21 protein-coding genes and 1 tRNA gene are annotated in these 23,031 nt (G+C 63.3%); 17 read left to right on the top strand and 5 right to left on the bottom strand.

Annotated elements, in window-relative coordinates; genetic code table 11:
* Positions 1 to 104: 104 nt before the first annotated feature.
* Together KR541_RS12910 and KR541_RS12905 are read left to right on the top strand one after the other, a co-directional pair.
* The gene (locus KR541_RS12910) at positions 105 to 998 is read left to right on the top strand and encodes an NAD(P)/FAD-dependent oxidoreductase (protein ID WP_050018299.1); all 894 of its coding nucleotides are present in this window, start codon (positions 105 to 107) and stop codon (positions 996 to 998) included.
* 95 nt (positions 999 to 1,093) lie between these two features.
* Complete coding sequence (locus tag KR541_RS12905; protein WP_216089575.1) at positions 1,094 to 1,957, top strand: class I SAM-dependent methyltransferase; 864 nt, start codon at positions 1,094 to 1,096, stop codon at positions 1,955 to 1,957.
* Positions 1,958 to 2,305: 348 nt separating this feature from the next.
* On the opposite strand, the gene KR541_RS12900 is transcribed toward KR541_RS12905, so the two are convergent.
* Complete coding sequence (locus tag KR541_RS12900) at positions 2,306 to 2,881, bottom strand: recombinase family protein (RefSeq protein ID WP_050018295.1); 576 nt, start codon at positions 2,879 to 2,881, stop codon at positions 2,306 to 2,308.
* Between the two features lie 366 nt (positions 2,882 to 3,247).
* Here KR541_RS12900 and KR541_RS12895 point away from each other — a divergent pair, with 366 nt between their 5' ends.
* The 10 genes from KR541_RS12895 to KR541_RS12850 all read left to right on the top strand — a co-directional run bounded on the left by KR541_RS12895 (position 3,248) and on the right by KR541_RS12850 (position 13,039).
* On the top strand, positions 3,248 to 5,068 hold the full coding sequence (locus tag KR541_RS12895) for an ATP-dependent nuclease (protein ID WP_216089574.1): 1,821 nt from the start codon (positions 3,248 to 3,250) through the stop codon (positions 5,066 to 5,068).
* Positions 5,050 to 6,831: a UvrD-helicase domain-containing protein gene (locus tag KR541_RS12890; RefSeq protein ID WP_080334157.1), complete on the top strand. Its 1,782-nt coding sequence runs from the start codon at positions 5,050 to 5,052 to the stop codon at positions 6,829 to 6,831. The genes KR541_RS12895 and KR541_RS12890 overlap by 19 nt, the downstream gene beginning before the upstream one ends.
* Positions 6,832 to 7,570: 739 nt before the next feature.
* Positions 7,571 to 7,846, top strand: a complete 276-nt coding sequence (locus KR541_RS12885) for a helix-turn-helix transcriptional regulator (RefSeq protein ID WP_235356156.1) — start codon at positions 7,571 to 7,573, stop codon at positions 7,844 to 7,846.
* Positions 7,843 to 8,367: a hypothetical protein gene (locus tag KR541_RS12880; protein ID WP_050012086.1), complete on the top strand. Its 525-nt coding sequence runs from the start codon at positions 7,843 to 7,845 to the stop codon at positions 8,365 to 8,367. The genes KR541_RS12885 and KR541_RS12880 overlap by 4 nt, the downstream gene beginning before the upstream one ends.
* A 330-nt stretch (positions 8,368 to 8,697) precedes the next feature.
* On the top strand, positions 8,698 to 8,874 hold the full coding sequence (locus KR541_RS12875; RefSeq protein ID WP_017432173.1) for a hypothetical protein: 177 nt from the start codon (positions 8,698 to 8,700) through the stop codon (positions 8,872 to 8,874).
* The gene (locus tag KR541_RS12870) at positions 8,867 to 9,169 is read left to right on the top strand and encodes a hypothetical protein (RefSeq protein ID WP_050012085.1); all 303 of its coding nucleotides are present in this window, start codon (positions 8,867 to 8,869) and stop codon (positions 9,167 to 9,169) included. Before KR541_RS12875 ends, KR541_RS12870 begins: the two co-directional genes overlap by 8 nt.
* Complete coding sequence (locus tag KR541_RS12865; RefSeq protein WP_050012084.1) at positions 9,162 to 9,374, top strand: hypothetical protein; 213 nt, start codon at positions 9,162 to 9,164, stop codon at positions 9,372 to 9,374. The genes KR541_RS12870 and KR541_RS12865 overlap by 8 nt, the downstream gene beginning before the upstream one ends.
* The gene (locus tag KR541_RS12860) at positions 9,367 to 9,714 is read left to right on the top strand and encodes a hypothetical protein (protein WP_011545898.1); all 348 of its coding nucleotides are present in this window, start codon (positions 9,367 to 9,369) and stop codon (positions 9,712 to 9,714) included. Before KR541_RS12865 ends, KR541_RS12860 begins: the two co-directional genes overlap by 8 nt.
* Positions 9,715 to 9,723: 9 nt before the next feature.
* Positions 9,724 to 10,050, top strand: coding sequence for a hypothetical protein (locus KR541_RS12855; protein ID WP_011545897.1), 327 nt, complete (start codon positions 9,724 to 9,726; stop codon positions 10,048 to 10,050).
* A 127-nt stretch (positions 10,051 to 10,177) separates the two neighbouring features.
* Complete coding sequence (locus KR541_RS12850) at positions 10,178 to 13,039, top strand: DUF927 domain-containing protein (RefSeq protein WP_050012083.1); 2,862 nt, start codon at positions 10,178 to 10,180, stop codon at positions 13,037 to 13,039.
* Positions 13,040 to 13,655: 616 nt separating this feature from the next.
* On the opposite strand, the gene KR541_RS12845 is transcribed toward KR541_RS12850, so the two are convergent.
* From KR541_RS12845 to KR541_RS12830, 4 genes are all read right to left on the bottom strand, one after another.
* On the bottom strand, positions 13,656 to 14,870 hold the full coding sequence (locus tag KR541_RS12845; protein WP_050012082.1) for a tyrosine-type recombinase/integrase: 1,215 nt from the start codon (positions 14,868 to 14,870) through the stop codon (positions 13,656 to 13,658).
* A 172-nt stretch (positions 14,871 to 15,042) separates the two neighbouring features.
* Positions 15,043 to 15,127: transfer RNA gene (locus tag KR541_RS12840), tRNA-Leu, on the bottom strand.
* Positions 15,128 to 15,222: 95 nt separating this feature from the next.
* Positions 15,223 to 16,398 (bottom strand): ABC transporter substrate-binding protein, encoded by a 1,176-nt coding sequence (locus KR541_RS12835; protein WP_216089573.1) that lies wholly within the window; start codon positions 16,396 to 16,398, stop codon positions 15,223 to 15,225.
* Positions 16,399 to 16,462: 64 nt separating this feature from the next.
* On the bottom strand, positions 16,463 to 17,404 hold the full coding sequence (locus tag KR541_RS12830; RefSeq protein ID WP_006478072.1) for a CysB family HTH-type transcriptional regulator: 942 nt from the start codon (positions 17,402 to 17,404) through the stop codon (positions 16,463 to 16,465).
* A 214-nt stretch (positions 17,405 to 17,618) separates the two neighbouring features.
* On the opposite strand from KR541_RS12830, the gene KR541_RS12825 reads away from it, so the two are divergent.
* The 5 genes from KR541_RS12825 (at position 17,619) to KR541_RS12805 (ending at position 22,986) form a co-directional block, all read left to right on the top strand.
* The gene (locus tag KR541_RS12825; protein WP_050012080.1) at positions 17,619 to 19,298 is read left to right on the top strand and encodes a nitrite/sulfite reductase; all 1,680 of its coding nucleotides are present in this window, start codon (positions 17,619 to 17,621) and stop codon (positions 19,296 to 19,298) included.
* Between the two features lie 25 nt (positions 19,299 to 19,323).
* The gene (locus KR541_RS12820) at positions 19,324 to 19,866 is read left to right on the top strand and encodes a DUF934 domain-containing protein (RefSeq protein WP_050012079.1); all 543 of its coding nucleotides are present in this window, start codon (positions 19,324 to 19,326) and stop codon (positions 19,864 to 19,866) included.
* A complete protein-coding gene (locus tag KR541_RS12815; RefSeq protein WP_050012078.1) occupies positions 19,863 to 20,609 on the top strand; it encodes a phosphoadenylyl-sulfate reductase in 747 nt (248 codons plus the stop codon). Before KR541_RS12820 ends, KR541_RS12815 begins: the two co-directional genes overlap by 4 nt.
* Positions 20,610 to 20,684: 75 nt before the next feature.
* Complete coding sequence (gene cysD / locus KR541_RS12810; RefSeq protein ID WP_050012077.1) at positions 20,685 to 21,647, top strand: sulfate adenylyltransferase subunit CysD; 963 nt, start codon at positions 20,685 to 20,687, stop codon at positions 21,645 to 21,647.
* Positions 21,648 to 21,669: 22 nt separating this feature from the next.
* Positions 21,670 to 22,986: a sulfate adenylyltransferase subunit 1 gene (locus tag KR541_RS12805; protein ID WP_050012076.1), complete on the top strand. Its 1,317-nt coding sequence runs from the start codon at positions 21,670 to 21,672 to the stop codon at positions 22,984 to 22,986.
* The last annotated feature ends 45 nt before the right edge of the window (positions 22,987 to 23,031 follow it).

The following is a 23,031-nucleotide window of genomic DNA, read 5'->3' as shown; positions in this document are numbered from 1 at the left end:
TACCATCCAGTATCCAAATACGCAAGTCAAGGGCAGGATCCAACCGGTTGTGCAGATCAGGTTTCCCCGGCCCACCCTTCATCCACAACACGGAGCCCATCACCATGAATGACGTCGTCATCATCGGCGGCAGCTTTGCTGGCCTCGCCGCCGCCCTGCAACTCGGCCGTGCCCGCCGCAAGGTCGTCGTTCTCGATACCGGCCGGCCGCGCAACCGCTTTGCCGGTCACTCGCATGGCCTGCTCGGCCACGATCACAAGCCGCCGCTGGACATCCTGGTCGAGGCACGGCAGCAGCTGTCGCGCTATCCAACCATCAGGCTCGTCGATGCCCGGGCAGAGAGCGTGACGGGCGCCATCGACGATTTCTGCGTTGTCACTGACGATCACGAAAGCCTGAGGGCACGCCGCCTGATCTTGAGCTACGGCGTCGCCGACCAGATGCCGGACGTTCCGGGCTTTGCTGAAAGCTGGGGCACGTCCATCGTGCCCTGCCCCTATTGCGACGGCTTTGAAGTCGCCGGCCAGCATTGGGGCCTGGTCTGGTCCGGCCCGCAGTCGTACCAGTCTGCCAGACTGTTCCGCGATTGGACCGACAACTTGACTGTCTTCGCCGATGGTCATGACATCGCGCCCGATATCCAGGCCGACCTGGCGGGCCGCAACATACCTGCCGTCGATGGCCGGATCGTCGAGATCGCCCATCACCAGGGCCGTATCGCCACCGTCAATCTCGATACCGGCCGCAATGTCGCGGTCGACGTCCTGTTCGCCCAGCCGCGCAACAAGCCGTCCGCAAGCCTGCATGAATCGCTGGGCCTGGCCACGGTCGATACGCCCACCGGCATCGTCCTTAAGGTCGACGAGCGCCGCCAAACCAGCATGCCCGGCATCTACGCCGCTGGCGACCTCGCCACGCCCTTCTTGCCCTCGGTCACCCAGGCTTCATCGCAGGGCGCGATGGCGGGTATCTTCGCCCAGCAGTCGATGGTGGTCTAAGAGCACAGATCCCTGCTCTCGTTGGGTCGTCGCCTTCGAAAAGGTTGGCGTAGATCGACGCGGCGAAAGGTGGATCGTCGAGTCAAGGAGATGGTATGGCAAAGCAAAGTGCTGATCAGGTGGGTGACTGGAATGGTCAAAGCGGGGAGCGCTGGGTCGCCAACCAAGCCCGACTCGACGCTCTGGTAGCGGTGTTCGGCCTGGCCGCGATAGAAGCCGCCGCGCCCGCGACGGGCGAGCGCGTGCTGGACATCGGCTGCGGCGCGGGGGCGTCGACTCTGGCTCTGGCAGCCCACGTCGGCGCGGGGGGGCAAGTGCTGGGCGTGGACATATCCGAACCGCTGATCGACCGAGCGCGCGCGCTTGCGCCAAAGGATTCGCGTGCTCTGTTTCAGATGGCCGACGCCAGCAGCGCAGAGCTGCCCGAAGGCGCGTTCGACATTCTGTTCTCGCGTTTCGGCGTGATGTTTTTCCCCGATCCGACAGCGGCGTTCGCCCATATGCGACGCGCGCTCCGGCCGGGCGGCCGGGTCGCTTTCGTCTGCTGGCGCGGTGCAGCCGAGAACGATTGGATGCGACTGCCGGTGGGCGCGCTCAAGGACATCATCCCGCCGAGCGCGCTGCCCGATCCCGAAGCGCCCGGCCCGTTTTCGTTCGGCGACCGGGCGCGCGTGGCACGCATCCTGACGGCGGCCGGTTTCACCGAAATCGTTATCTCGCCCTTCGACGCGGCCGTCCCATTCGGCGAGGGCGAAACGCGGGACGCTGCGATCGACGACGCGGTGAAGATGACGCTCGAGGTCGGCCCGCTGTCGCGTACGCTCGCTGGTCAGCCCGACGACATCCGCGCCCGTGCCTCCGCCGCAGTTCGTGCCGCCTTCGAGGGCCTCCCCGGCGACCGGTCGGTGATGATCAACGGCGCGGCGTGGATCGTCATGGCACGCAATCCGGCAAGCTGACAGGTTACGTCGACCAATGTGTCAGAACCGGCAACTCCTCGTGTCTCGGGGAGGGTCTACCTTGAGCGCCGAACGGCCGGAACGCGGCGCTGATTGGCCATTGAGAGCGAAAAGAGCAGTGGCTCTTGATGGCCGAACTGAGCCAGACAACCTGACACTGTCTGCTTGGTCTGGTTCAGTCTTATACAGATGAGAGACATGACGCACTTTTGAGTGCTGCCATTTGGGCAATGCGGACCGATATCCAACCCGGAGCCGTGCATGCGCCGCCTCGCGCCTTTGATCTGCTCGCTCCACCACCCAGCGAGCCGGGCTCCAGCAGGGCGTGAGTTGAACGGCGCGCGTCGCTTAGACTGCGTCGCGTACCCGCATGATCGTCTGGCGGCTCGTGCCAAATCGCCGGGCAAGCGCGGCCACGCTTGCCCCCGCGTCCAACTCGCGCAGCACGTCCGCCCGCTGCTCGTCCGACAGGGCGGACGGCCGCCCCATCGCCTTGCCTTCCGCCTTCGCGCGAGCGATACCAGCGTGCGTGCGCTCAATCAACAGATCCCGCTCGAATTCGGCCACCGCGTTCAACACCTGCATCGTCATCCGGCCGGCAGCGCTCGTCAGATCTACGCCGCCCAGGGCGAGACAATGAACCCGGATACCGCGTTCGGCCAATCCCTCGACCGTGGCCCGCACGTCCATCGCATTGCGGCCGAGTCGGTCGAGCTTCGTCACGATCAGCAAGTCGCCTTCTTCCATCTTGACGAGCAACTGCGCAAACCCCGGCCGCTGATCCGCACTCACGCTTCCCGAAATGCTTTCCGACACAACGCGGCGCTTGTCGACCGAGAAGCCGGCCGCCTCGATCTCTCGTAACTGGTTCGCGGTGGTCTGGTCGGACGTACTGACGCGGGCATAGGCAAAGGTTCGGGACATATCGGGCACTCAATCTGTACGAAATAGACGTCCGAATGTAAGGCGGTGTCCAAAACATTTCAACCCTTATTTACGGACAGGGCAAAATGCCCCTGTCCGCAAGGGATCGGTTTTGGACAGGCGCACTTGACTGGAGGCCGATTACCTTCTGGTCGGTCGCTGAGACAGACAGGAAGGTGCCACTATTCGAACGACAACAAGCGACCCGCCTGGGTCATTCGACTTCCAGGAATCCAGCGACGGCTTCCGATTGGCTAACGGTCCTTCTGACGCCGACAAACCATATCAGTTACCTACCCGAAAATTCGGCCCAATTTCACGGGTTCGATCTATCATCTCTAGCATTGCCTTCGAGAGAGAGACGTTGTGAGAATCAGCCGTGTCGTAATTCGCAACTTTCGAGCCTTCCAGCACCTCGATATATCCTTGGGCAACAATATCAGTTGCGTCATCGGGGAGAACAACACCGGTAAGTCTGCATTTCTCCATGCGATTCGGCTTTGCATAGACGCAAATCTCTCATCGACGTATCGTAGTTTGTCGATGCGCGATATATCAACCGCCATTGATATTGGCAAGCCTGCCGAGGTATTAATTGGCCTCGAAATAACTGACTATGCGGGGAAGGTGAACGAGGAAGCTCTCGCTGGAGCGTGGAGTGTTGAACAGAACCGAGCTCGTCTGATTTATCGTTTTCGGCCTCGGCCGAGCATCCGCGAACGACTGGCGGCCGCGGACCCCACCCTCGGGAAGCTAGTACTTTCTGACTATCAGTGGGAACTGCAAGGGGGAGGTGACGCCGAGATAGACCTCGCAAAAATTGATTGGGACGAAGACGTTGGGTTCGGGATCCGGTTCTCTGACCTCCAGGCATTCCAGGTTGTATTTCTCCCAGCACTCCGTGATGTGGAGAGCGATCTCCGGCAACCTCGGTCGTCGCCCTTCGTGAAACTCATTGAGGCGTCTGCTATCACGGATGCAGAGAAGCAGAAGCTTGTTACCGCACTGGAAAAGGCGAACGGTACAATATCGTCGTCGGACACTATCACGAAGCTCGCCCGCGCCGTTGATAAGTCGTTCAATGAGGTCGCCGGCCCTGCGTTCGAAATGACCATTGATGTCGGCTTGGCAGAGCCTACATTTCAGTCAGTGGTGCGGGCGCTCCGGCTTCTGCTCTCCAATGACGCAGTCACTGATGCAGATCCAAGCTCGAATGGCCTTGGCGTGAACAATGTTCTCTACATCGCCATCCTCATCGAGTACTTTAAGCGACGACTCCAGCAAGAAAATTCAGCAGGGCAACTCATACTGTTCGAAGAACCGGAAGCCCATCTGCACCCTCAATTGCAACTCTCCCTCTACGCCGCGCTGGAAGGGCTGCCATTCCAGACTATTCTGACCACACACAGCACTCATATCACGGCACAGGCTGGGTTAAACAAATTCGTCGCGTTAACGAATGTTGGAACTGGATGCTCACACTCTTCGGTACCGTCTGCCTGCGACAACCTCTCCGACGATGATGTTGCCGACTTAGAACGCTATTTGGATGCAACCAAATCGGGCCTGCTTTTCGCAAGAAAGGTGATCTTGGTCGAGGGGCCCGCTGAACTGCTCTTGATTCCCGCCCTAGTGAAGCAGGTGCTGGGGCGCGACCTAGACCGTGAAGGCATTACCGTAATTCCCATCTACGGGGTTCACTTCGACGTCTACGCAAAGCTCTTCTCAAAGCATGGGCTACCGAAGAAATGTGCAATCATCGCCGATGGTGACCTAACGCCTTCAGACGCCGCCGAGTCGGGGCTCAGTGAAGAGGAGGCCCCGTTTAACGCGCCGGACCTCTCTAGACTCGAAAGCAAGTACGTAAAGGTGTTCGCGAATGCCACCACGTTTGAGCGTGCCGTTACGATGTCTGGAAATATCGAGATGTTCGCGCTGACGGCTTCATCGCTCGGCGCAGTCGCGGTGGCGGCACAACTGCGCCGTTGGCGTGAGGAATGGAAAGCGCTCGAATCTGGAAGTGACGGGGCGAAAGAGCTTGCCGAAAGATGCAGGGTCAAGGTCCTTAGCACAGCGAAGCGGTATGGGAAGGCTCGCTTCGCGCAAGTCGCAGCGCGAAACATCGCGGCAGCAACGTCCATTCCCGCGTATATCCGGGACGCTGTTGAATGGTTGTCTCAACCATGAGACTCACGAACGAACAGCGTGACGCCGTTGGGTGCGATAGCTCGGTGTTCCTCACCGCGTGTCCGGGTTCCGGAAAGACGAGTGTAATTACCGCCAAGCTGGGGCGCTGTCTCGAGGAGGTGGAACCCACTCCACGGAGCGTTGCCTGCATCACGTACACAAATGCGGCAGTTCACGAGATTGAATCGCGTGTGAGAAGATCGTTGGGCGTCCGCGACGAATGGGCTTTAGACATTTCTACTATCCACGCGTTCTGCCTTAACAACATTTTTCGACCATACTCACACCGACTCCCTCACTTTCAGCACGGATTCAAGGTCATCGGGCAAGATAGCGAAGAGTTCGAAAGTCTTGTCCAGGAGACGCGATCTGCGTTTAGTAAACGTGCTACTGGGCGCGATACCGATGAATTCGGCCAACTCCGAATCACCGCTGAAAAACTTACTGTCGGTCCTCCCATCGTGTCTGGGACCATCAGCGCCGCAGAAGCTAGCCATTTTTGGCGGTTAATGTATGAGCGTCGACAGGTCGACTTCGCGAGTCTGTTGTATCACTCTCTGACACTCTGCCTAACTTATCCGGAAATCTGCGACCACCTTTCGGCCCGCTTTGCCTGGATCCTGGTGGACGAGTTTCAAGACACAACGGACCTCCAGGTTGCCATCTTCGAAGAGGTTCACAGGCGAGGGAACACCAAGTTCTTTTTGGTGGGGGACCTTTACCAGTCCATTTTTGGTTTTGCGGGTGCCGCACCGGCTCTGGCGGAAAGTTTTGCTGAGCGCATCGGCGCGCTTCGCGACTTCGCACTGTCGGGAAACTTCCGGTCTGCTCCCGCAATCATTGACGATGCCAATGCGATTTTCCCCCGGGTCCCAGCGATGACGGCGGAGGGCCGACATAAAGGACTTGCTCTCCAGACGGAGTTAGTAATCGCCAGTAACCCAACCCAGGCCGTGACCGATTGTTTCTTACCGCGAATTGCGGAATTGGGTATCCCACTTGGTGAGTCGGCGGTTCTGGCCAACTCCTGGTTCAAGTTGATGCCAATCGCGAAAGAGCTGCGAATCCGGGGCATACCTGTTCTCGGACCGGGCGCTCGGCCCTACAGGCGACAGAGGTTATTCGCAACGGTCGCAGAGAGAATCTGCGGTCACCTGTGCGAGCCAGATTTTGAAGCACTGGTGGGTGTCGAACGGTCCCTCTACGACATGATATTAGAAGTCACAAATCGGGCACCTCACCGACTCTTCACATATGACGGTCGAAGGCTGATCTACCAAATTTTGTCTGATGCCGCCAATGCTAGAGATCGTTCTGCTGGCGGAATGGAGTTCTTGTATTTACTTGCTGCACGCGTATCAGCACACCTTTTGACCGAAAATTACATCCGCACACCCGAAGCTGAGACGCTTCGCGAGTCCGTGGAGGAAATGGAACGCGATGTCCGCAAAAACAATATTGATCCAGAGTCTCTCTCTATTGAGGAAATGGGGATTCTCGCGCGACCAAAGCGCGCGGTAAAGCTCTTGACGTTTCACGCCGCAAAAGGCCGAGAGTTCAGTGCAGTTGCGATGGTTGATCTGAACGAAGGGAGCATTCCCTTCTATCAACTCAGGACCGAAGAGGAGTTTGCTGAAGCTCAGCGACTGTTCTATGTAGGGCTGACTCGAGCTCAAAAATACCTGATGTACGCCCCAGACACACGCGATTACAGGAATACTCCAAGTCGGTTTGTTGGGACCGGATTTTTAGGCAAACAATGAAACATTGACCGTGTTGTCGGTAAGCTCGGCGCGCTTGGCGGATACTCCTGCTGTGACCACGGAGCGGGAACTCTCGAGGCCGATCCATAACGACGGGCATCTACGAATACTCCTCGGCGTTCGACCTGCTTTACATCGTCCAGGCCGCCGGCATCTACAACCTGATGGGTGGTAGTCGTGAACATGGCGGCCGCCGCAATTGTGACGCGGCCCGAACGTCAGCGAACGTAGATCAAAATATTCGTCCGGCTTCTCCCAATACGGGCGCAAACCTTGCGCGAGCATGCAAATCTATTGATCGAGCGAAGCGGCCGCTCGAGAGACCGTGTATTTTCGTTCACGGGCGGTCGTAACTGGTCGAACAGTGACACCATGTATTGCGGTCTTAGATAATCCGAGACAAATCTTTTGTGGGGGCAGACCTTTCGATATAATTGCGGTACTTGTTAGCACCTAATCGAACACGGTTCTAGGAATCTGTGGGCGATGCAAGGAAAAGGCGGGGAATGCTCAATCGTTGAGCATATTTCGTCGCGCTGACGAGAGGGTGCCGGGGGTGTGCTACCAACACATCCCGCCGGCGATTTTTGGCTTGGCTGCCTGTTCCATAATTGGAGGAACCACAAGAGCCACCGCGCCTAGGAAACGCATAGCTCTTGTTAGGACGAATGATACCGCGCGCGGCGCGCCGTGCAAAGTAACTTTGCAAAGTTACTTTGCGCGTCTCCCCCGAATTTCATTGCGCCCGTACTTTGATAGTACGGCGTGGTTTATTGCCGCCGCTTTCCTCCTTCTTGCGGAACAGGCCATTTCTGAACAGAAAATGGCTCTTAAGATTCTTCGACTTATTGGTGTGCTGGATTGCGTCGGCGTCAAGAAAACGACGCTGTATCGCTGGATTCGTGAAGGCAAGTTTCCAGCGCCGGTCCAGTTAGGGGCCAGGAGCGTCGGCTGGCGCGCGCTAGACGTCCAGAACTGGGTCGAATCCCGCCAATCGACGCGGGAGCAAGCATGAGCGCGCCCTCCCTTATGATCGATCGCGGCGGCCCGTATGGTCGCGCGATGGGCACGGCCGTCACGGCGCGCGACGCCGCGTTCGTGCGTTGCCGCGACGCCCGCCTCCGCAAGCTCGCAGGAATCCTCGATGACATCGAGGGTTGCTTCTGGAATCGTGGCGATGACGCCGGGAAGCTCGTAGCGATCGCCGTCACGCTCGCCTCGACGCTCGCGCTCGAAGCCCCGCATCTGACGACAAAGCAACTTGGCACCGCCTGCGAGAAGTTCGTCCAGGCGATCGCCGCTGCTGAACAGGATTCGGCGAACTATCGTCGTCGGCAGTATCGACAGCTGCGGAAAGCCTATCGTGCGCTTTACAACGACATCGATGCGCAGTGCACGGACGGGACGCGCCGCTTGCAAGTTAGTGCCCTGCTGCGGGGTGTCGCGCTCGGCCAATCACTGGCGCAGGGCAGCTCGCGACTGGATATCGAACAGCTCAAGCTGGCGACCGCCGTGCTCAAGGGGGAGGCCGCCTGATGCTCGCCCAAAGTCGCTTTGCACTAGGCAATATACGGCGTGGGCGTCGCGATTTGCGTCGTCCAGCATCGCGCGGTATCCTGTGCGCGTCGCTGAGACAACAGCGACCGGGATTTGCAGCCCGACAGTTCCAAGGCGGACGACCGCCGCAGTGCGGTTTTTTTACGTCCGTGTGCCTTCGCGCGCCTCTACGATCAATGGGTGGGCGACGGTGGGGAGGCTTCGGCCTGCCGGTTCCCTTGGACGCCGGTCTGCAAACCCTGCCGTCTGCCCGCCCACCCCAATTTGCAGTGGGGAGCGGGTTCAACCCGTCCAAGGAGGTCGCATTCAATGCGCCAGTCCACGCACGCCCGTACCGGGCAGCAATCCCACCTCATTCAATCCATCGTCCGCGCAGCACTGCGCGACGCGGCAACCGCCAGCACGTATCAAGACGCGCTCGACGCAACCGGCGCGGCACTGGCCGCGATCGCCGCGCTCGTCCGTGCGGAGGTGCGTCATGGCTGAGCTGCGCTGCAAGATTGGCGATCTGGCGATCGTCACGAAGTGCGATGCTCGCTCGCGTATCGGCATGCTGGTCGAGGTGGCATCGGCTCGCCCGACGCCCGATCACGATTGGCGCGTGCGGATCTTGGGCGGCCCTGTCTCGGGGCGTAGCGTCTGCGGTCGCCGGTCCGGCGATTTCGCGCACGCGGCCGTCTTTGACTGGAACCTCACGCCGATTCGCGGCGAAGCGGAGCTGGACTGCGCGATCGACGTCGGGCAACTCCTCGCGTCGATTCTGGAGGTGCGCCATGTCTAAATTCCGCCTGCCGAACGAAGTCACGATGATTGCCATGTGTGCGGCCCATCAGTTCGCCCAGCTCGAAGCGCTGTTCGATGCTGTCCGTTCGCATCTTGCTGAGGGCACCTACGAGCGCGCGCTCGTCGACATGGGGCAAAGCGTTGCGAGCCGCTATTCGGCCGAAATGCGCCGCACCGCGCAGCCGGAGGCGTGCCATGACTGACCAGCGCATCCGAACCGCGGTTATCAACGGATTCGACAACGCACCGCCACTCGATACCGGCGCACCGATCGAGCTGCAATTCGCTGTCGACCTGGGCGCGATCTGCGCCGACGCATGGCTCGACCTGAAAGGCGACGTGCGGCTGCACGACTACGCGGCGCATCAAGCCGCCGCGTTCGCACGCGGCATGGAATCCGCCATGCAGGACGCGGGCGACGTCGACGCGCACCGCGTGACGATCAGCCGTCAGGCGTTCGCGGCCGGCCTGATGGGGCGCGTGCAACAGCATCTGTTCGCGGCACTCGGGCTCGTTACGCGCGAACCGCGCACGACGCATTGAGGGGCGGCCATGGCAAAGACGAACAAGAATGCCGTGCAGCCGCTCGCGTCGCACTTCGTGGCCGAGGTGAACCGCCCCGATCACAACCGCATCGGCACGCGGATCAGCGATGCCATGGAGCTGCTGGACAGCCTGCATTGGGCGGCCGACAAGGCTATGTCCGATGACGACTACTGGCTTGTGCTGAGCCTGTTCCGTGCGTCCCTGCCGTCGATCGGCGCGGCGCTGGAGGCCGCCAACGACGCCCTTGGCGAGTCGCGGCTCGGCCGCTACGTCTACAGCAACGACGTCACGGCCGGCGGGGCGGTTCTATCGGTGCCTCGCGCGGCCGGCTGACGCTGCGCCGCTAGGCATCGTCACATCATTCAATTCTTCGCGCGTCGGGTAGCTGCTTACCCGATATGGACTACTAATCGGGAGTCTGCCGACGCGCGTCCAGTGGGAACCTATGAGTAACGCACCCATGTCCGAATTCGAGCGGGCGAGAGTCGCGCTCGGCTATGTTCCGCCCGACGACCGCGACACGTGGAGTCAGGTGGGGATGGCGCTCAAGGCCGAGTTTGGCGAGGAGGGCTTCGCTCTCTGGAGCGAATGGAGCCAAGGCGCGCAGAACTACAACGGCAAGGACGCGCGCGATGTGTGGAAGTCGTTCAAGGGCGGCAAGATCACCATCAACACGCTGTTTCACCTTGCCAAACAAGGCGGCTTCGATCCGCGTGCGCATCGAGCCAAGCCCATCGACCCAGCGGAGCGTGAGCGGCAGAAGGCCGAGCGCGCGGCCCGCGAAGCGGCCGAGCTGGCCGAACTGGCCGAGAAACAGCAAACCGCGTCGGCACTCGCTGAATCGATCTGGTCGGCGGCCGAGCCTGCGCCGGCCGATCACCCGTACCTCGTTCGCAAGCGCATCCCGGTCGACGCGCTGCGCGTCTATCGCGGCGGCTTGTGCATCGGCACGGCCGCATGCGACGGCGCACTCGTCATTCCGGCGCGCGACGCGAACGGCAAGCTGTGGACGCTGGAGTTCGTCCTCACGGACGGCCAGAAGCGCTATCTGCCGAACGGCCGCAAGGCGGGCTGCTTCTCGCTGATTGGCGGGCCGCTATCTTCCGCGCCGTCCACGCTGCTGATTGGCGAGGGTTACGCCACGTGCGCGACGCTCGCGGCCGCGACGGGCTATCCGGCCGCCGTCGCGTTCGACGCCGGCAACCTGCACGCGGTCGCGACGGCGCTACGCGGGCAGTATCCGGACGCCCGCATCGTCATGTGCGCCGACGACGATCACACGACGAAGGGCAATCCGGGCGTGACGAAGGCTCGCGCGGCGGCCGAAGCCGTCGCCGGCATCGTCGCGGTGCCGGACTTCGGTCCGAACCGTCCAGCGGCCGGGACCGACTTCAACGACCTGGCCGCGCATCTTGGCCCGGATGCGGTAGCCGCCGCCGTGCGCGCTGCGCTCGCGCCGGCCGGCTCGGCGGATGCTGGCAAGGGCAAGGCCGCTCCAGCCGCCGCGAAGCCCGCCAAGCGCCCGAAAACGGCCCGTGCGCAGGACGGCAAGTCGCGGTTCGTCGTCGACGACAAGGGCGTGTGGTTTCACGGCTTCAACAATCAGGGCGATCCGCTCCCGCCGCATTGGGTCAGCACACGGATCGACGTGATTGCGGAGACGCGAAACGAGATGAACAGCGAATGGGGCTACCTGCTCGAATTCACGGACCGCGACGGCATCCTGAAACGGTGGGCGGTGCCGGCCGGACTGTTTGCCGGCGATGGTACGGAGCTGCGCCGCATGCTGCTCGATATGGGCGTGAAGCTCGGCGTGACGCAGATCGCCCGCACGCAGATCGCGAACTATGTGCAGATGGCGCAGCCGGACGAGCGCGTGCGCTGCGTGCCGCGTGTCGGCTGGCATCACGGGGCGTTCGTGCTGCCGGATCGCGTCATCGGCACCGGCAAAGAGGCGCTGATCTATCAGGCCGACACGCCGATCCAAAGCCAATTCAAGGAGCGCGGCACGCTGGACGACTGGCAAAGGGAGGTCGCGGCCTACTGCGTCGGGAATAGCCGGCTGCTGTTCTGCGTCGCTACCGCCTTCGCTGGTCCGTTGCTGCATTTCTCCGGGCTTCAGTCGGGCGGCTTCCACCTGCTCGGCACGACGTCGAAAGGCAAGTCGACGGGCGGCGTCATCGCCGCGTCCGTGTTCGGCTCGCCGGACTACGTGCGGAGCTGGAAGGCGACCGACAACGCGCTCGAAGCGGTCGCCACGCAGCATAGCGACGCGCTGCTGATCCTCGACGAAATCGGGCAAGTCGAGCCGCGCCTGGTCGGCGATGTGATCTACATGCTTGCGAACGAGTCGGGCAAGGCCCGTGCGTCGCGTAGCGGCTCGGCAAAGCCGGTTCTCACGTGGCGGCTGCTGTTCCTGTCGAACGGCGAAAAGAGCGTGTCCGCGCTGATGGCCGAGGGCAACAAGCCTATGAAAGGCGGTATCGAGGTGCGCTTGCCCGCGATCCCGGCCGAGGTCGGCGAAATGGGCGTCGTGGAGAGGCTGCACGGATTCCCGACGCCGGCCGCGCTGATCGAGCATCTAGAGCGGCACGCCGGCATGCACTACGGCACGGCCGGCCCCGCGTTCATCGAGTGGGCGTCGTCGCAGGCCGGCGAGCTGGCCGAGCATCTGCGCATGCGCGTCGACGAGCTGGTCGGGCAATGGGTGCCGGACGGCTCGCATTCGCAGGTCGCGCGCGTCGCTAAGCGGTTCTGTCTCGTTGCGGTGGCCGGCGAGCTGGCGACGGCGCACGGCCTGACCGGCTGGCCGCGTGGCGAAGCGGTCGAGGCCGCACGTCGCTGCTTCGAAGGCTGGCTCGAACTGCGCGGCGGCACGGGCAACTCGGACGAGGCCGAAGCCGTGCGGCAGGTACAGCATTTCCTCGCCGCACACGGCGACAACCGTTTCGTGTGGATGAACCGTGCGCAGGACGACCATCGGCCGAACGTGCCGCATCGAGCGGGCTTCAAGCAGCACGTGAAGCGCGACGAGCGGCGCACGCCCATCGCATCCGATCGCGAGTATTACGCCGAGTTCGGCGGCAAGATGAGCGCCGACGATGCGGAAAGCGTCGAGACGGAATACCTGATCGAAGCAGCCGTATTCCGCAAGGACGTGTGCGCCGGCTTCGATCACAAGATCGTCGCCAAGGCACTGATGAAGCGGGGCGTGCTGATGCCGCGTAGCGACGGCTATCCGTACCGGCAGGAGTACATCCCCGGCCACGGCAAGTTCATGGTCTATCGCGTGCTGCCTTCCATCTTCACGCTTGAGCTGTGAAATGCACCGCCGCCGTCCGGGAGGGCGGTGGCGGGCATTCCTTTGCGCGGCATTTTTGGCCCGCGCGTCAAAGTTACTTTGATCGATGCGCACCAGATGGAACTGGGCGGGCGGCTGCCGCGAATCTTGCCGCAGCCGTAACAATTCAGCCCGGTTTATCTCCAGTATCTCCAGCGTTCTCCAAATCGTTTGGAGACACACGAAGCCTTACCCCACAAGGCTTTGCGGCCGATTCAGGCGTTTATCTCCAAATCTCCAACTCGTTTTGCACTGAGCGGACGGGCATTGACCGACTGCATCAACCTTGAAGCCAAGCCGGGCGCGGCTCTCCGGGATTCCAAGGGCATTGACGACGTGTTTTCGAGGGGGGTGTCCGCGATGCGCCCAGATCCGGCATTGTTACGCCGACCGCAAGTGTCGCGGCGGCCGGAAAGCGGGGGACCCTGCGTCTAGGGCAAAGACGCGGGGGCTCACACCCGCGTGTTTTTCCTACTCTCGGCGCGCCTAAGGGGGGTCATATTCATACCGAAATGCATGGAGCCGGCAGAGCGATGCCAACTCTGAAAAATCGGTGGGAGGTGCGCAGCAAGGGGGTCATACGCGTGGCGGTACGGATCTATCTTGCCGCCGCGATCGGAATGATTTCCGCACCGGCTTTGAGCTTGTCGAGGTAGTCCGCCCACTGTTGCATCATCGAACGTCGTGCCTTGATGAATTTTGTTCGGTTGTACGCCCGCCCAAGGCTGTCAGGGACGGTATGCGCTAGTTGGTGCTCGATCACTTCCGGCTTTTCCTCCAACTCTTCATGCAGGATCGTCCGTGCCATTGCCCGGAAGCCGTGACCCGTAATCTCGGTGCGAGTGTCGTAGCCGAGCCGACGAAGGGCTGCATTGATAGCGGCCTCGCTCATCGGCCGATTTCGGTCGCGAGCACCGGGGAACACGTAGACGCCTTCGCCAGTCAGGGCGTGAAGCTCGCGCAAAATCGTGACAGCCTGCGCGGCCAGCGGAACAAGGTGATCCGTTTTCGTTTTGTTGACGAAATAGCGCCATTCGCCTTTGTCGAGGTCGAATTGCGCCCATTCTGCCTTCCGCAACTCGCCCGGCCTAACGAACAGCATCGGGGCTAGCTTGAGCGCGCAGAGAACCGGGAACGTGCCGGTGAAGCCGTCGAACGCGCGAAGCATCTCGCCCACTTTCTCCGGCTCAGTGATCGAGGCAAAGTGTGTTGTCTGCGCGGGCGGGATTGCATCTACCAGATCGCGGGCCGGATCGGCCTTGCAGTGCCCCTCTTTGATGCCGTAGCGGAATACCCGGCTAATTTCGCTGCGGATGCGATGGGCGGTAAATCTGGCTCCACGCCCGTCTACGCGCTTCAGCACGGCCAGTATCTCCGGGGCGTCGATTTCAGCGATAGGGCGCTTGCCGAGCCATGGGAATACATCGTTCTCCATGCGGGCGAGCGTCTTGGCATGCTGCGCTGGCTCCACGGTCGTCTTACGCTCGGCCATCCAGCCACGGGCGACAACCTCAAACGAATGGGCGGCCGCGAGCAGGCTGGCCCTTTTTTCCGCCTTCTTCGCTTCACCCGGATCGATGCCGGCAGCGAGCTTTTCACGGGCTTCGTCGCGCTTCTTCCGTGCGGTCGCCAATGTAACTTCCGGGTAGACGCCGAGCGAGTAGCGCTTTTCCTTGCCCCCAAATCGGTATTTGAGGCGCCACCACTTGCCCCCGCTCGGGGCGACTTCCAGATAGAGGCCGCCTCCGTCGAACAGGCGCACGGGCTTGTCGGCTGGCTTGGCGTTCCGGATGGCTGTATCGGTTAATGGCACGGGGGCAACTCCTGACGGGTAAGGCAACTTCGGATCGGTTGCCCCCAATGTTGCCCCCTCTTGCCCCCGGCTGTCTACGCACTACACGGCACTTTGCCGGAATGAAAAAACCCGCGAAGCCTTGTGCTGTCGCGGGTTTTGGGACTTCCGGGAATTTCTCGGAACTATGTCATGGTGCCCAGGGCCGGAATCGAACCGGCACGCCTTGCGGCGGGGGATTTTGAGTCCCCTGCGTCTACCAATTTCACCACCTGGGCTTGATCCTGGCCGCGCATACGGTGGTGCGCGGCGAAACGCGGATTATGGCGGAAAACGGGGCACCGGGCAAGCAGCCCGGTGCCCGGCATGCAAGTCACTGGCTCAGATAGACGAACCGGCCCTGTTTCACGATCCCCATCACGCTCGCGCGCTGGTCGAGCCCCACGTGATCCTTGTCGCTCGTATTGACGACGCCGTTCGGCACGACGAGCTCGTGCGCGCGTTCGAGTTCGCGCCGCAGCGCCGTGCGGAAGGCCGGCGTGCCGGGCTGCGCGGCCTTCAGCGCACGGCCGACCGCATCGGCGAGGCGCGGATACACGCCCGCCGCATCGCCCGCGAACTGCGTGACCGTGCCGGCGCCGTACTTCGTCTCGTACGCATCGACGAACGCGAGCGCGGCCTGGCGGGCCGGATGGTCGGCCGGCAACGTGCGCGCGACGACGACCGGCTGGGTCGGGAACAGCGTCCCGTCCACATCCTTGCCGCCGAGCTTGATGAATTCCGGCGTCGCGATCCCGTGCGTCTGGTAGATCGCGCCCTTGTAGCCGCGCTCGATCAGCGTGCGCTGCGGCAGCACGGTCGGCGTGCCCGCGCCGGCGATCAGGATCGCGTCGGGTTTCGCCGCGATCAGCTTCAGCGCCTGACCCGTGACGCTCGCGTCGGTGCGGTTGAAGCGCTCGGTCGCGATCACGCGGATCTTGCGCAGGTCCGCGAAGCGCGTGAATTCGTTGAGCCAGCTGTCGCCATAGCTGTCCGCGAAGCCGATGAAGCCGACCGTTTTCACGTCGTGGTTGGCCATGTAGCGCGTCATCACGTCGGCCATCGCGCGGTCGCTCTGCGCCATCTTGAACGCCCAGGTTCGCGCGCCTTCCTGCGGCTCGACGATCGAGCCCGAGCCGACCAGCGTGATCATCGGCGTCTGCGCGGCGGCCACCGCGTCGAGCGCCGCGAGCGCGGCCGGCGTGATGTTCGGGCCGACCACGACGTCGACGTGATCCTCGTCGACCAGCTTGCGGATGTTGCGCACCGCGGCGCCCGGATCGGACGCGTCGTCGAGCACCGTGACCTGCACGGGCTGCCCGGCGATCGTCTTCGGCCACATCAGGATCGCGTTCTTGCTCGTGATGCCGATCGCGGCGGCCGGGCCGGTCGACGACAGGTCGACGCCGACCTTCAGGTCGGCATGCGCGGCCGCGCAGGCCAGTACGAGGGCGGCGCCGGCGGCGCGGCGCAACGAGGCGGGCAGCCGTGGCAGGGCGGGAAGCGTCATGCGGGAATCTCCGTCGGGCAACAAAACGGGGCGCGACAGGCGCCCCTGTGTTCATACCTGTCCGTCAAAGCTCATACGATTCGGCTTCGCCCTTGAGCGCCTGTTCGATCAGCTTGCGGTTCAGCGTCGGCGACAGCAGTTCGACGAGCGTATACACATAGCTGCGCAGGTAGGCGCCCTGCTTGAGCGCGACGCGCGTCACGTTGCTGCCGAACAGGTGGCCGACCGGGATCAGCCGCAGGCCGCGATCGCGCTCGGGATTGAACGCGATGTCGGCCATGATGCCGACGCCGAGGCCGAGTTCGACATAGGTCTTGATCACGTCGGCGTCGATCGCCTCGAGCACGATGTCCGGCGACAGCCCGCGCAGCGCGAACGCATGATTGATCTTCTTGCGGCCCGCGAACGCGTCGTCGTACGTGATCAGCGGGTATTGGGCGAGATCGTCCAGCGTGACCGGCTTGCGTTCGAGCAGCGGATGGTCGGCCGGCACGACGGCCGCGTGATGCCACTGGAAGCACGGCAGCGACACGAGCTCCTTGTAGTCGGAGATCGCCTCGGTCGCGATCGCGAGATCGGCCTGGTCGTGGATCACCATCTCGGCTACTTGCGTCGGGCTGCCTTGCAGGATCGACAGGTGCACCTTCGGGAAGCGCTTCTTGAACTCGGCGATCGCGGCCGGCAGCGAGTAGCGGGCCTGCGTGTGGGTCGCCGCGATGGTCAGGTTGCCCTGGTCCTGCGCCGCATAATCTTTTCCGACCCTTTTCAGGCTTTCCACTTCCTGGAGAATCCGCTCGACCGACGCGAGGATGATCCGGCCCGGCTCGGTGAGGGAGCGCACGCGCTTGCCGTGCCGCGTGAAGATCTCCACGCCCAGCTCGTCCTCGAGCTCGATGATCGCCTTCGACACCCCTGGTTGCGACGTGTAGAGCGCCTTGGCGGCCTCGGTGAGGTTGAAATTCTGCCGGACGGCCTCGCGCACGAAGCGAAATTGGTGCAGGTTCATTTATAACCCTTCCGCATATCAACAGAATTTTTTAGTCGTTTGAAATATAAGGCGAGTTTATTACGATTCACCGGAGTTTTTCAAATATGGATATCTGTTTTCGTCATTAGCAATCCAGCCGGCCTCGGTTGGCGGCGATGACGATGGAACGGAGATTCGGGCGCGACGTGGCTAGGACGTCGCGCGGTCACCACGAAAACCCTGGGGTCCCCGAATGTATCAGTACGACCAATACGACCAGACGATCGTCGACGAGCGAGTCGCGCAGTACCGCGACCAGGTGCGCCGCCGGCTGTCGGGCGAGTTGAGCGAAGACGAATTCCGTCCGCTGCGTCTGCAGAACGGCCTGTACATGCAGCGCCATGCGTACATGCACCGCATCGCGATTCCGTACGGCAACCTGCGCAGCGACCAGCTCCGGATGCTGGCCCGCATCGCCCGCGAACACGACCGCGGCTACGGTCACTTCTCGACGCGCTCGAACATCCAGTTCAACTGGATCGAGCTCGAAGACACGCCCGAGATCCTCGCGAAGCTCGCGTCGGTGCAGATGCACGGGATCCAGACGTCGGGCAACTGCATCCGCAACATCACGGCCGACCAGTTCGCCGGCGTCGCCCAGGACGAAGAGATCGATCCGCGCCCGTGGGCCGAGGTCCTGCGCCAGTGGTCGACGTTCCATCCCGAATTCGCGTGGCTGCCGCGCAAGTTCAAGATCGCGGTGTCGGGCTCGAAGCACGACCGCGCGGCCGTGCAGATCCACGACCTCGGCGTGTACCTGAAGAAGAACGCGCAGGGCGAGGTGGTCGCGAGCATCCTCGCGGGCGGCGGCCTCGGCCGCACGCCGATCATCGGCGCGGTGATCAAGGAAGACCTGCCGTGGCAGCACCTGCTCACGTACTGCGAAGCCGTGCTGCGCGTGTACAACCGCTACGGCCGCCGCGACAACCTGTACAAGGCGCGGATCAAGATCCTCGTGAAGGCGCTGTCGCCGGCGAAGTTCGCGCAGCAGGTCGAGGAAGAGTGGCGGCACCTGAAGGACGGCCCGTCGACGCTCACGCAGGCCGAAATCGATCGCGTGTCGCAATACTTCAAGCCGCCCGTCTACGAAAAGCTGCCCGACACCGACGCATCGTTCGAACAGCATCTGCTCGAGAACAAGGCGTTTGCGCGCTGGGTCGAGCGTAACGTCGCGCCGCACAAGGTGCCGGGCTATGCGGCCGTCACGCTGTCGCTGAAGGATCACCGCGTGGCCCCGGGCGACGCGACCGACGCGCAGATGGACTTGGTGGCCGACTGGGCCGACGCGTACTCGCTGGGCGAGCTGCGCGTGTCGCACGAGCAGAACCTGATCCTCGCGAACGTGAAGAAGCGCGACCTGTTCGCGCTGTGGGAAAAGGCGAAGGCGGCCGGTTTCGCGACGCCGAACGTGGGCCTGTTGACCGACATCATCGCGTGCCCGGGCGGCGACTTCTGCTCGCTCGCGAACGCGAAGTCGATCCCGATCGCGCTGGCGATCCAGCAGCGTTTCGACGATCTCGACTACGTGTACGACCTCGGCGAACTATCGCTGAACATTTCCGGTTGCATGAACTCGTGCGGTCACCACCACGTCGGCAACATCGGCATCCTCGGCGTCGACAAGGACGGCGCCGAGTGGTACCAGGTGTCGCTCGGCGGCGAGCAGGGCACGGGCCGCAACGGCGCGCGCCTCGGCCGCGTGATCGGGCCGTCGTTCTCGGCGGAAGAAGTGCCCGACGTGATCGCGAAGCTGATCGATACGTTCGTCGAGGCACGCATCGACGGCGAGCGCTTCGTCGACACGTACGACCGCATCGGCATCGCACCGTTCAAGGAGCGCGTGTATGCGGCGCGCCAGGCAGTGAACGCGTAACCAACCGGGTAGAGGGAATTTGCAGATGGCTTCGATTATCAAGAACCGCGCAGTGATCGACGACGCATGGCAGGTCGTGCGCGCGGCGGAAGACGGTGCGCTGCCCGCGGTCGACGCATTGCCGGCCGGCAAGGTGCTCGTGCCGTTCGCGTGGTGGCAGGCCGAGCGCGCGGCGCTCGTCGCCGCGAAGACGAAGGACGAGCTCGGCGTGTGGCTCGCGCCGGACAGCGAACCGGCCGATCTCGTGGCCGACTTCGGCGCGATTTCGCTGATCGCCGTGGATTTCCCGCGCTTCGCGGACGGCCGCGGCTACAGCATCGCGCGCCTGTTGCGCGAGCGCCATGGCTGGACCGGCGAGTTGCGCGCGATCGGCGACGTGCTGCGCGACCAGCTGCTGTACATGTCGCGTTGCGGCTTCGACGCATTCGCGGTGCGTGCCGACAAGGACATCCACGACGCGCTGAATGCGTTCACGGAATTCACGCAGCGTTACCAGGGCGCGTTCGACGAGCCGGCGCCGCTGTTCCGCCGCCGCGAGGCGGCGGTCGACACGAAGGTGAGCGCATGAGCACCGTCACCGCGCTGACGCCGGAGCTTGCCGCGAAGGTCGAGCGCCTCGACGCGCTGCTCGCGCAGATCGGCGAGCGTCACGACAAGGTGAAATTCGCGAGCAGCCTCGCCGCGGAAGACATGCTGCTCACGCACGCGATCCTGTCGAAGGGCGTGTCGATCGGCATCTTCTCGCTGAACACGGGCCGCCTGCACGCGGAAACGCTCGGCATGATCGACCGCGTGCGCGAGCGCTACGGCTACGAGATCGAGCAGTTCCATCCGCGGCAGGACGCGGTCGACCAGTACGTGGCCGAGCACGGTCTGAATGCGTTCTACGAGAGCGTCGAGCTGCGCAAGTCGTGCTGCCACATCCGCAAGGTCGAGCCGCTGAACCGCGCGCTGGCCGACGTCGGCGCGTGGGTCACGGGCCAGCGCCGCGAGCAGTCGGTCACGCGCGCGGAGCTGCACGAGGAAGAACAGGACGAAGCGCGCGGGATCGCGAAGTACAACCCGCTCGCCGACTGGACGGAAGCCGACGTGTGGACGTACCTTAAGGCGTTCGACGTGCCGGTCAACCCGCTGCATGCGCGCGGCTACCCGAGCATCGGCTGCGAGCCGTGCACGCGCGCGATCCGTCCGGGCGAAGACAGCCGCGCGGGCCGCTGGTGGTGGGAGTCGCGCGACACGAAGGAATGCGGGCTGCACATCACGACGATCACGCCGATTCCCGCGAACGCCGAAGCCGGCGCCGCGCACTGAAGACCGACAAGAAACTGAATATTGCGCCGCCTGCGACAGCGCGCGGCACGAACCCAGAAGAGAAGGACTGAAATCATGAGCACGACGCTCGAGCAATCCGCCTTTGCCCCGCCCACCGGCGACAGCAGCCGCATGGGCCACCTCGACTGGCTCGAAGCCGAGTCGATCCACATCCTGCGCGAACTCGTTGCCGAATGCAGCAAGCCGGCGCTGCTGTTCTCGGGCGGCAAGGATTCGGTCGTCGTGCTGCATCTGGCGCTGAAGGCCTTCGGCCTCGGCGCGAGCCGCAAGACGTCGCTGCCGTTCCCGCTCGTGCACATCGACACGGGCCACAACTACGAGGAAGTGATCGACTTCCGCGATCGCCGTGCGCAAGAGCTCGGCGCCGAGCTGGTGGTCGGCCACGTCGAGGATTCGATCAAGCGCGGCACGGTCGTGCTGCGCCGCGAAACCGATTCGCGCAATGCCGCGCAGGCCGTCACGCTGCTGGAAACGATCGAGCAGCACGGTTACACGGCGCTGATCGGCGGCGCGCGTCGCGACGAAGAGAAGGCACGTGCGAAGGAACGCATCTTCTCGTTCCGCGATGAATTCGGCCAGTGGGACCCGAAGGCGCAGCGCCCGGAACTGTGGAGCCTGTACAACGCCCGCCTGCACAAGGGCGAGCATCTGCGCGTGTTCCCGATCTCGAACTGGACCGAGCTCGACGTGTGGCAGTACATCGCACGCGAGAATCTCGAACTGCCGTCGATCTACTACGCGCACCAGCGCGAGATCGTGCGCCGCAACGGGCTGCTCGTGCCGGTCACGCCGCTCACGCCGATGCGTGACGGCGAGACGAGCGAGCTCGCGCAAGTGCGCTTCCGCACGGTCGGCGACATCAGCTGCACGTGCCCGGTCGAGAGCGACGCGGACGACGTCGAGAAGATCATCGCCGAGACGGCGGTGACCGAGATCACTGAGCGCGGCGCGACCCGGATGGACGACCAGGCATCCGAAGCCGCGATGGAACAGCGCAAGAAGCAAGGTTATTTCTGAAGCACACGAGGACATTCACATCATGAGCATCATCGAGAACAACGAAGACCTCGGCGTGTTGCGCTTCATCACCGCGGGCAGCGTCGACGACGGCAAGAGCACGCTGATCGGCCGCCTGCTGTACGACAGCAAGGCCGTGCTGTCCGACCAGCTGTCCGCGCTGTCGCGCGCGAAGAACAAGCGCACGGTCGGCGACGAGCTCGATCTCGCGCTGCTGACGGACGGCCTCGAAGCCGAGCGCGAGCAGGGCATCACGATCGACGTCGCGTACCGCTACTTCGCGACCGCGAAGCGCAAGTTCATCATCGCCGACACGCCGGGCCACGAGCAGTACACGCGCAACATGGTGACGGGCGCGTCGACCGCGCACGCGGCGATCGTGCTGATCGACGCGACGCGCATCACGGTCGAGAACGGCGTCGTGCAACTGCTGCCGCAGACCAAGCGCCACAGCGCGATCGTCAAGCTGCTCGGGCTGCAGCACGTGATCGTCGCGATCAACAAGATGGACCTCGTCGACTACAGCGAGGCGCGCTTCAACGAGATCCGCGACGCGTACGTCGCGCTCGCGAAGCAGCTCGGCCTGACCGACGTGCGCTTCGTGCCGGTGTCGGCGCTGAAGGGCGACAACATCGTCGGCGCGAGCGAGCGCATGCCGTGGTACGCGGGCGAGCCGCTGCTCGACGTGCTCGAGTCGCTGCCGGTCGAGACGCAGGCGCATGACGCGCTGCGCTTCCCGGTGCAGTGGGTCGCGCGCCAGGACGGCAGCTCGGCCGACGATTTCCGCGGCTACATGGGCCGGATCGAGTCGGGCGAAGTGAAGGTCGGCGACGCGATCGTCGTGCTGCCGTCGAACCGCACCGCGACCGTTGCCGAGATCGTCGCACCGGTGCCGGGCGGCACCGCGTCGGTCGCGCATGCGTTCGCGGGCCAGACGGTGACGATCCGTCTCGAAGAGGACGTCGACGTGTCGCGCGGCGACATGTTCGTCACGACGGCCGAGCCGGTCGAGCCGGCCAAGAAGCTGGAAGCCGACCTGTGCTGGTTCGACGACGCGCCGCTGTCGCAGCAGCGCAAGTACCTGCTGAAGCAGACCACCAGCACGGTCTTCGCGAAGATCGGCGCGGTCAAGCAGGTGCTCGACGTGCATACGCTGTCGCACGCGACCGACCGTCAGGAACTGAAGATGAACGACATCGGCCGCGTGGCGCTGACGCTGCAGAAGCCGATCGTCTGCGACACCTACGATGCGCACCCCGGTACGGGCGCGTTCGTGCTGATCGACGAGGCGACGCATCACACGGTCGCCGCGGGCATGATCCGCGCGTTCTCGGCGTAATCGTCAATCTGCGCGGCGGCGAACCGGCCGCCGCGGCAGGACCCT

The organism is Burkholderia sola, assembly GCF_905400185.1.
GTDB lineage: Bacteria > Pseudomonadota > Gammaproteobacteria > Burkholderiales > Burkholderiaceae > Burkholderia > Burkholderia sola.
The sequence above is the reverse complement of the archived record's forward strand: the minus strand, read 5'-3'. Positions and strand labels throughout refer to the sequence as shown.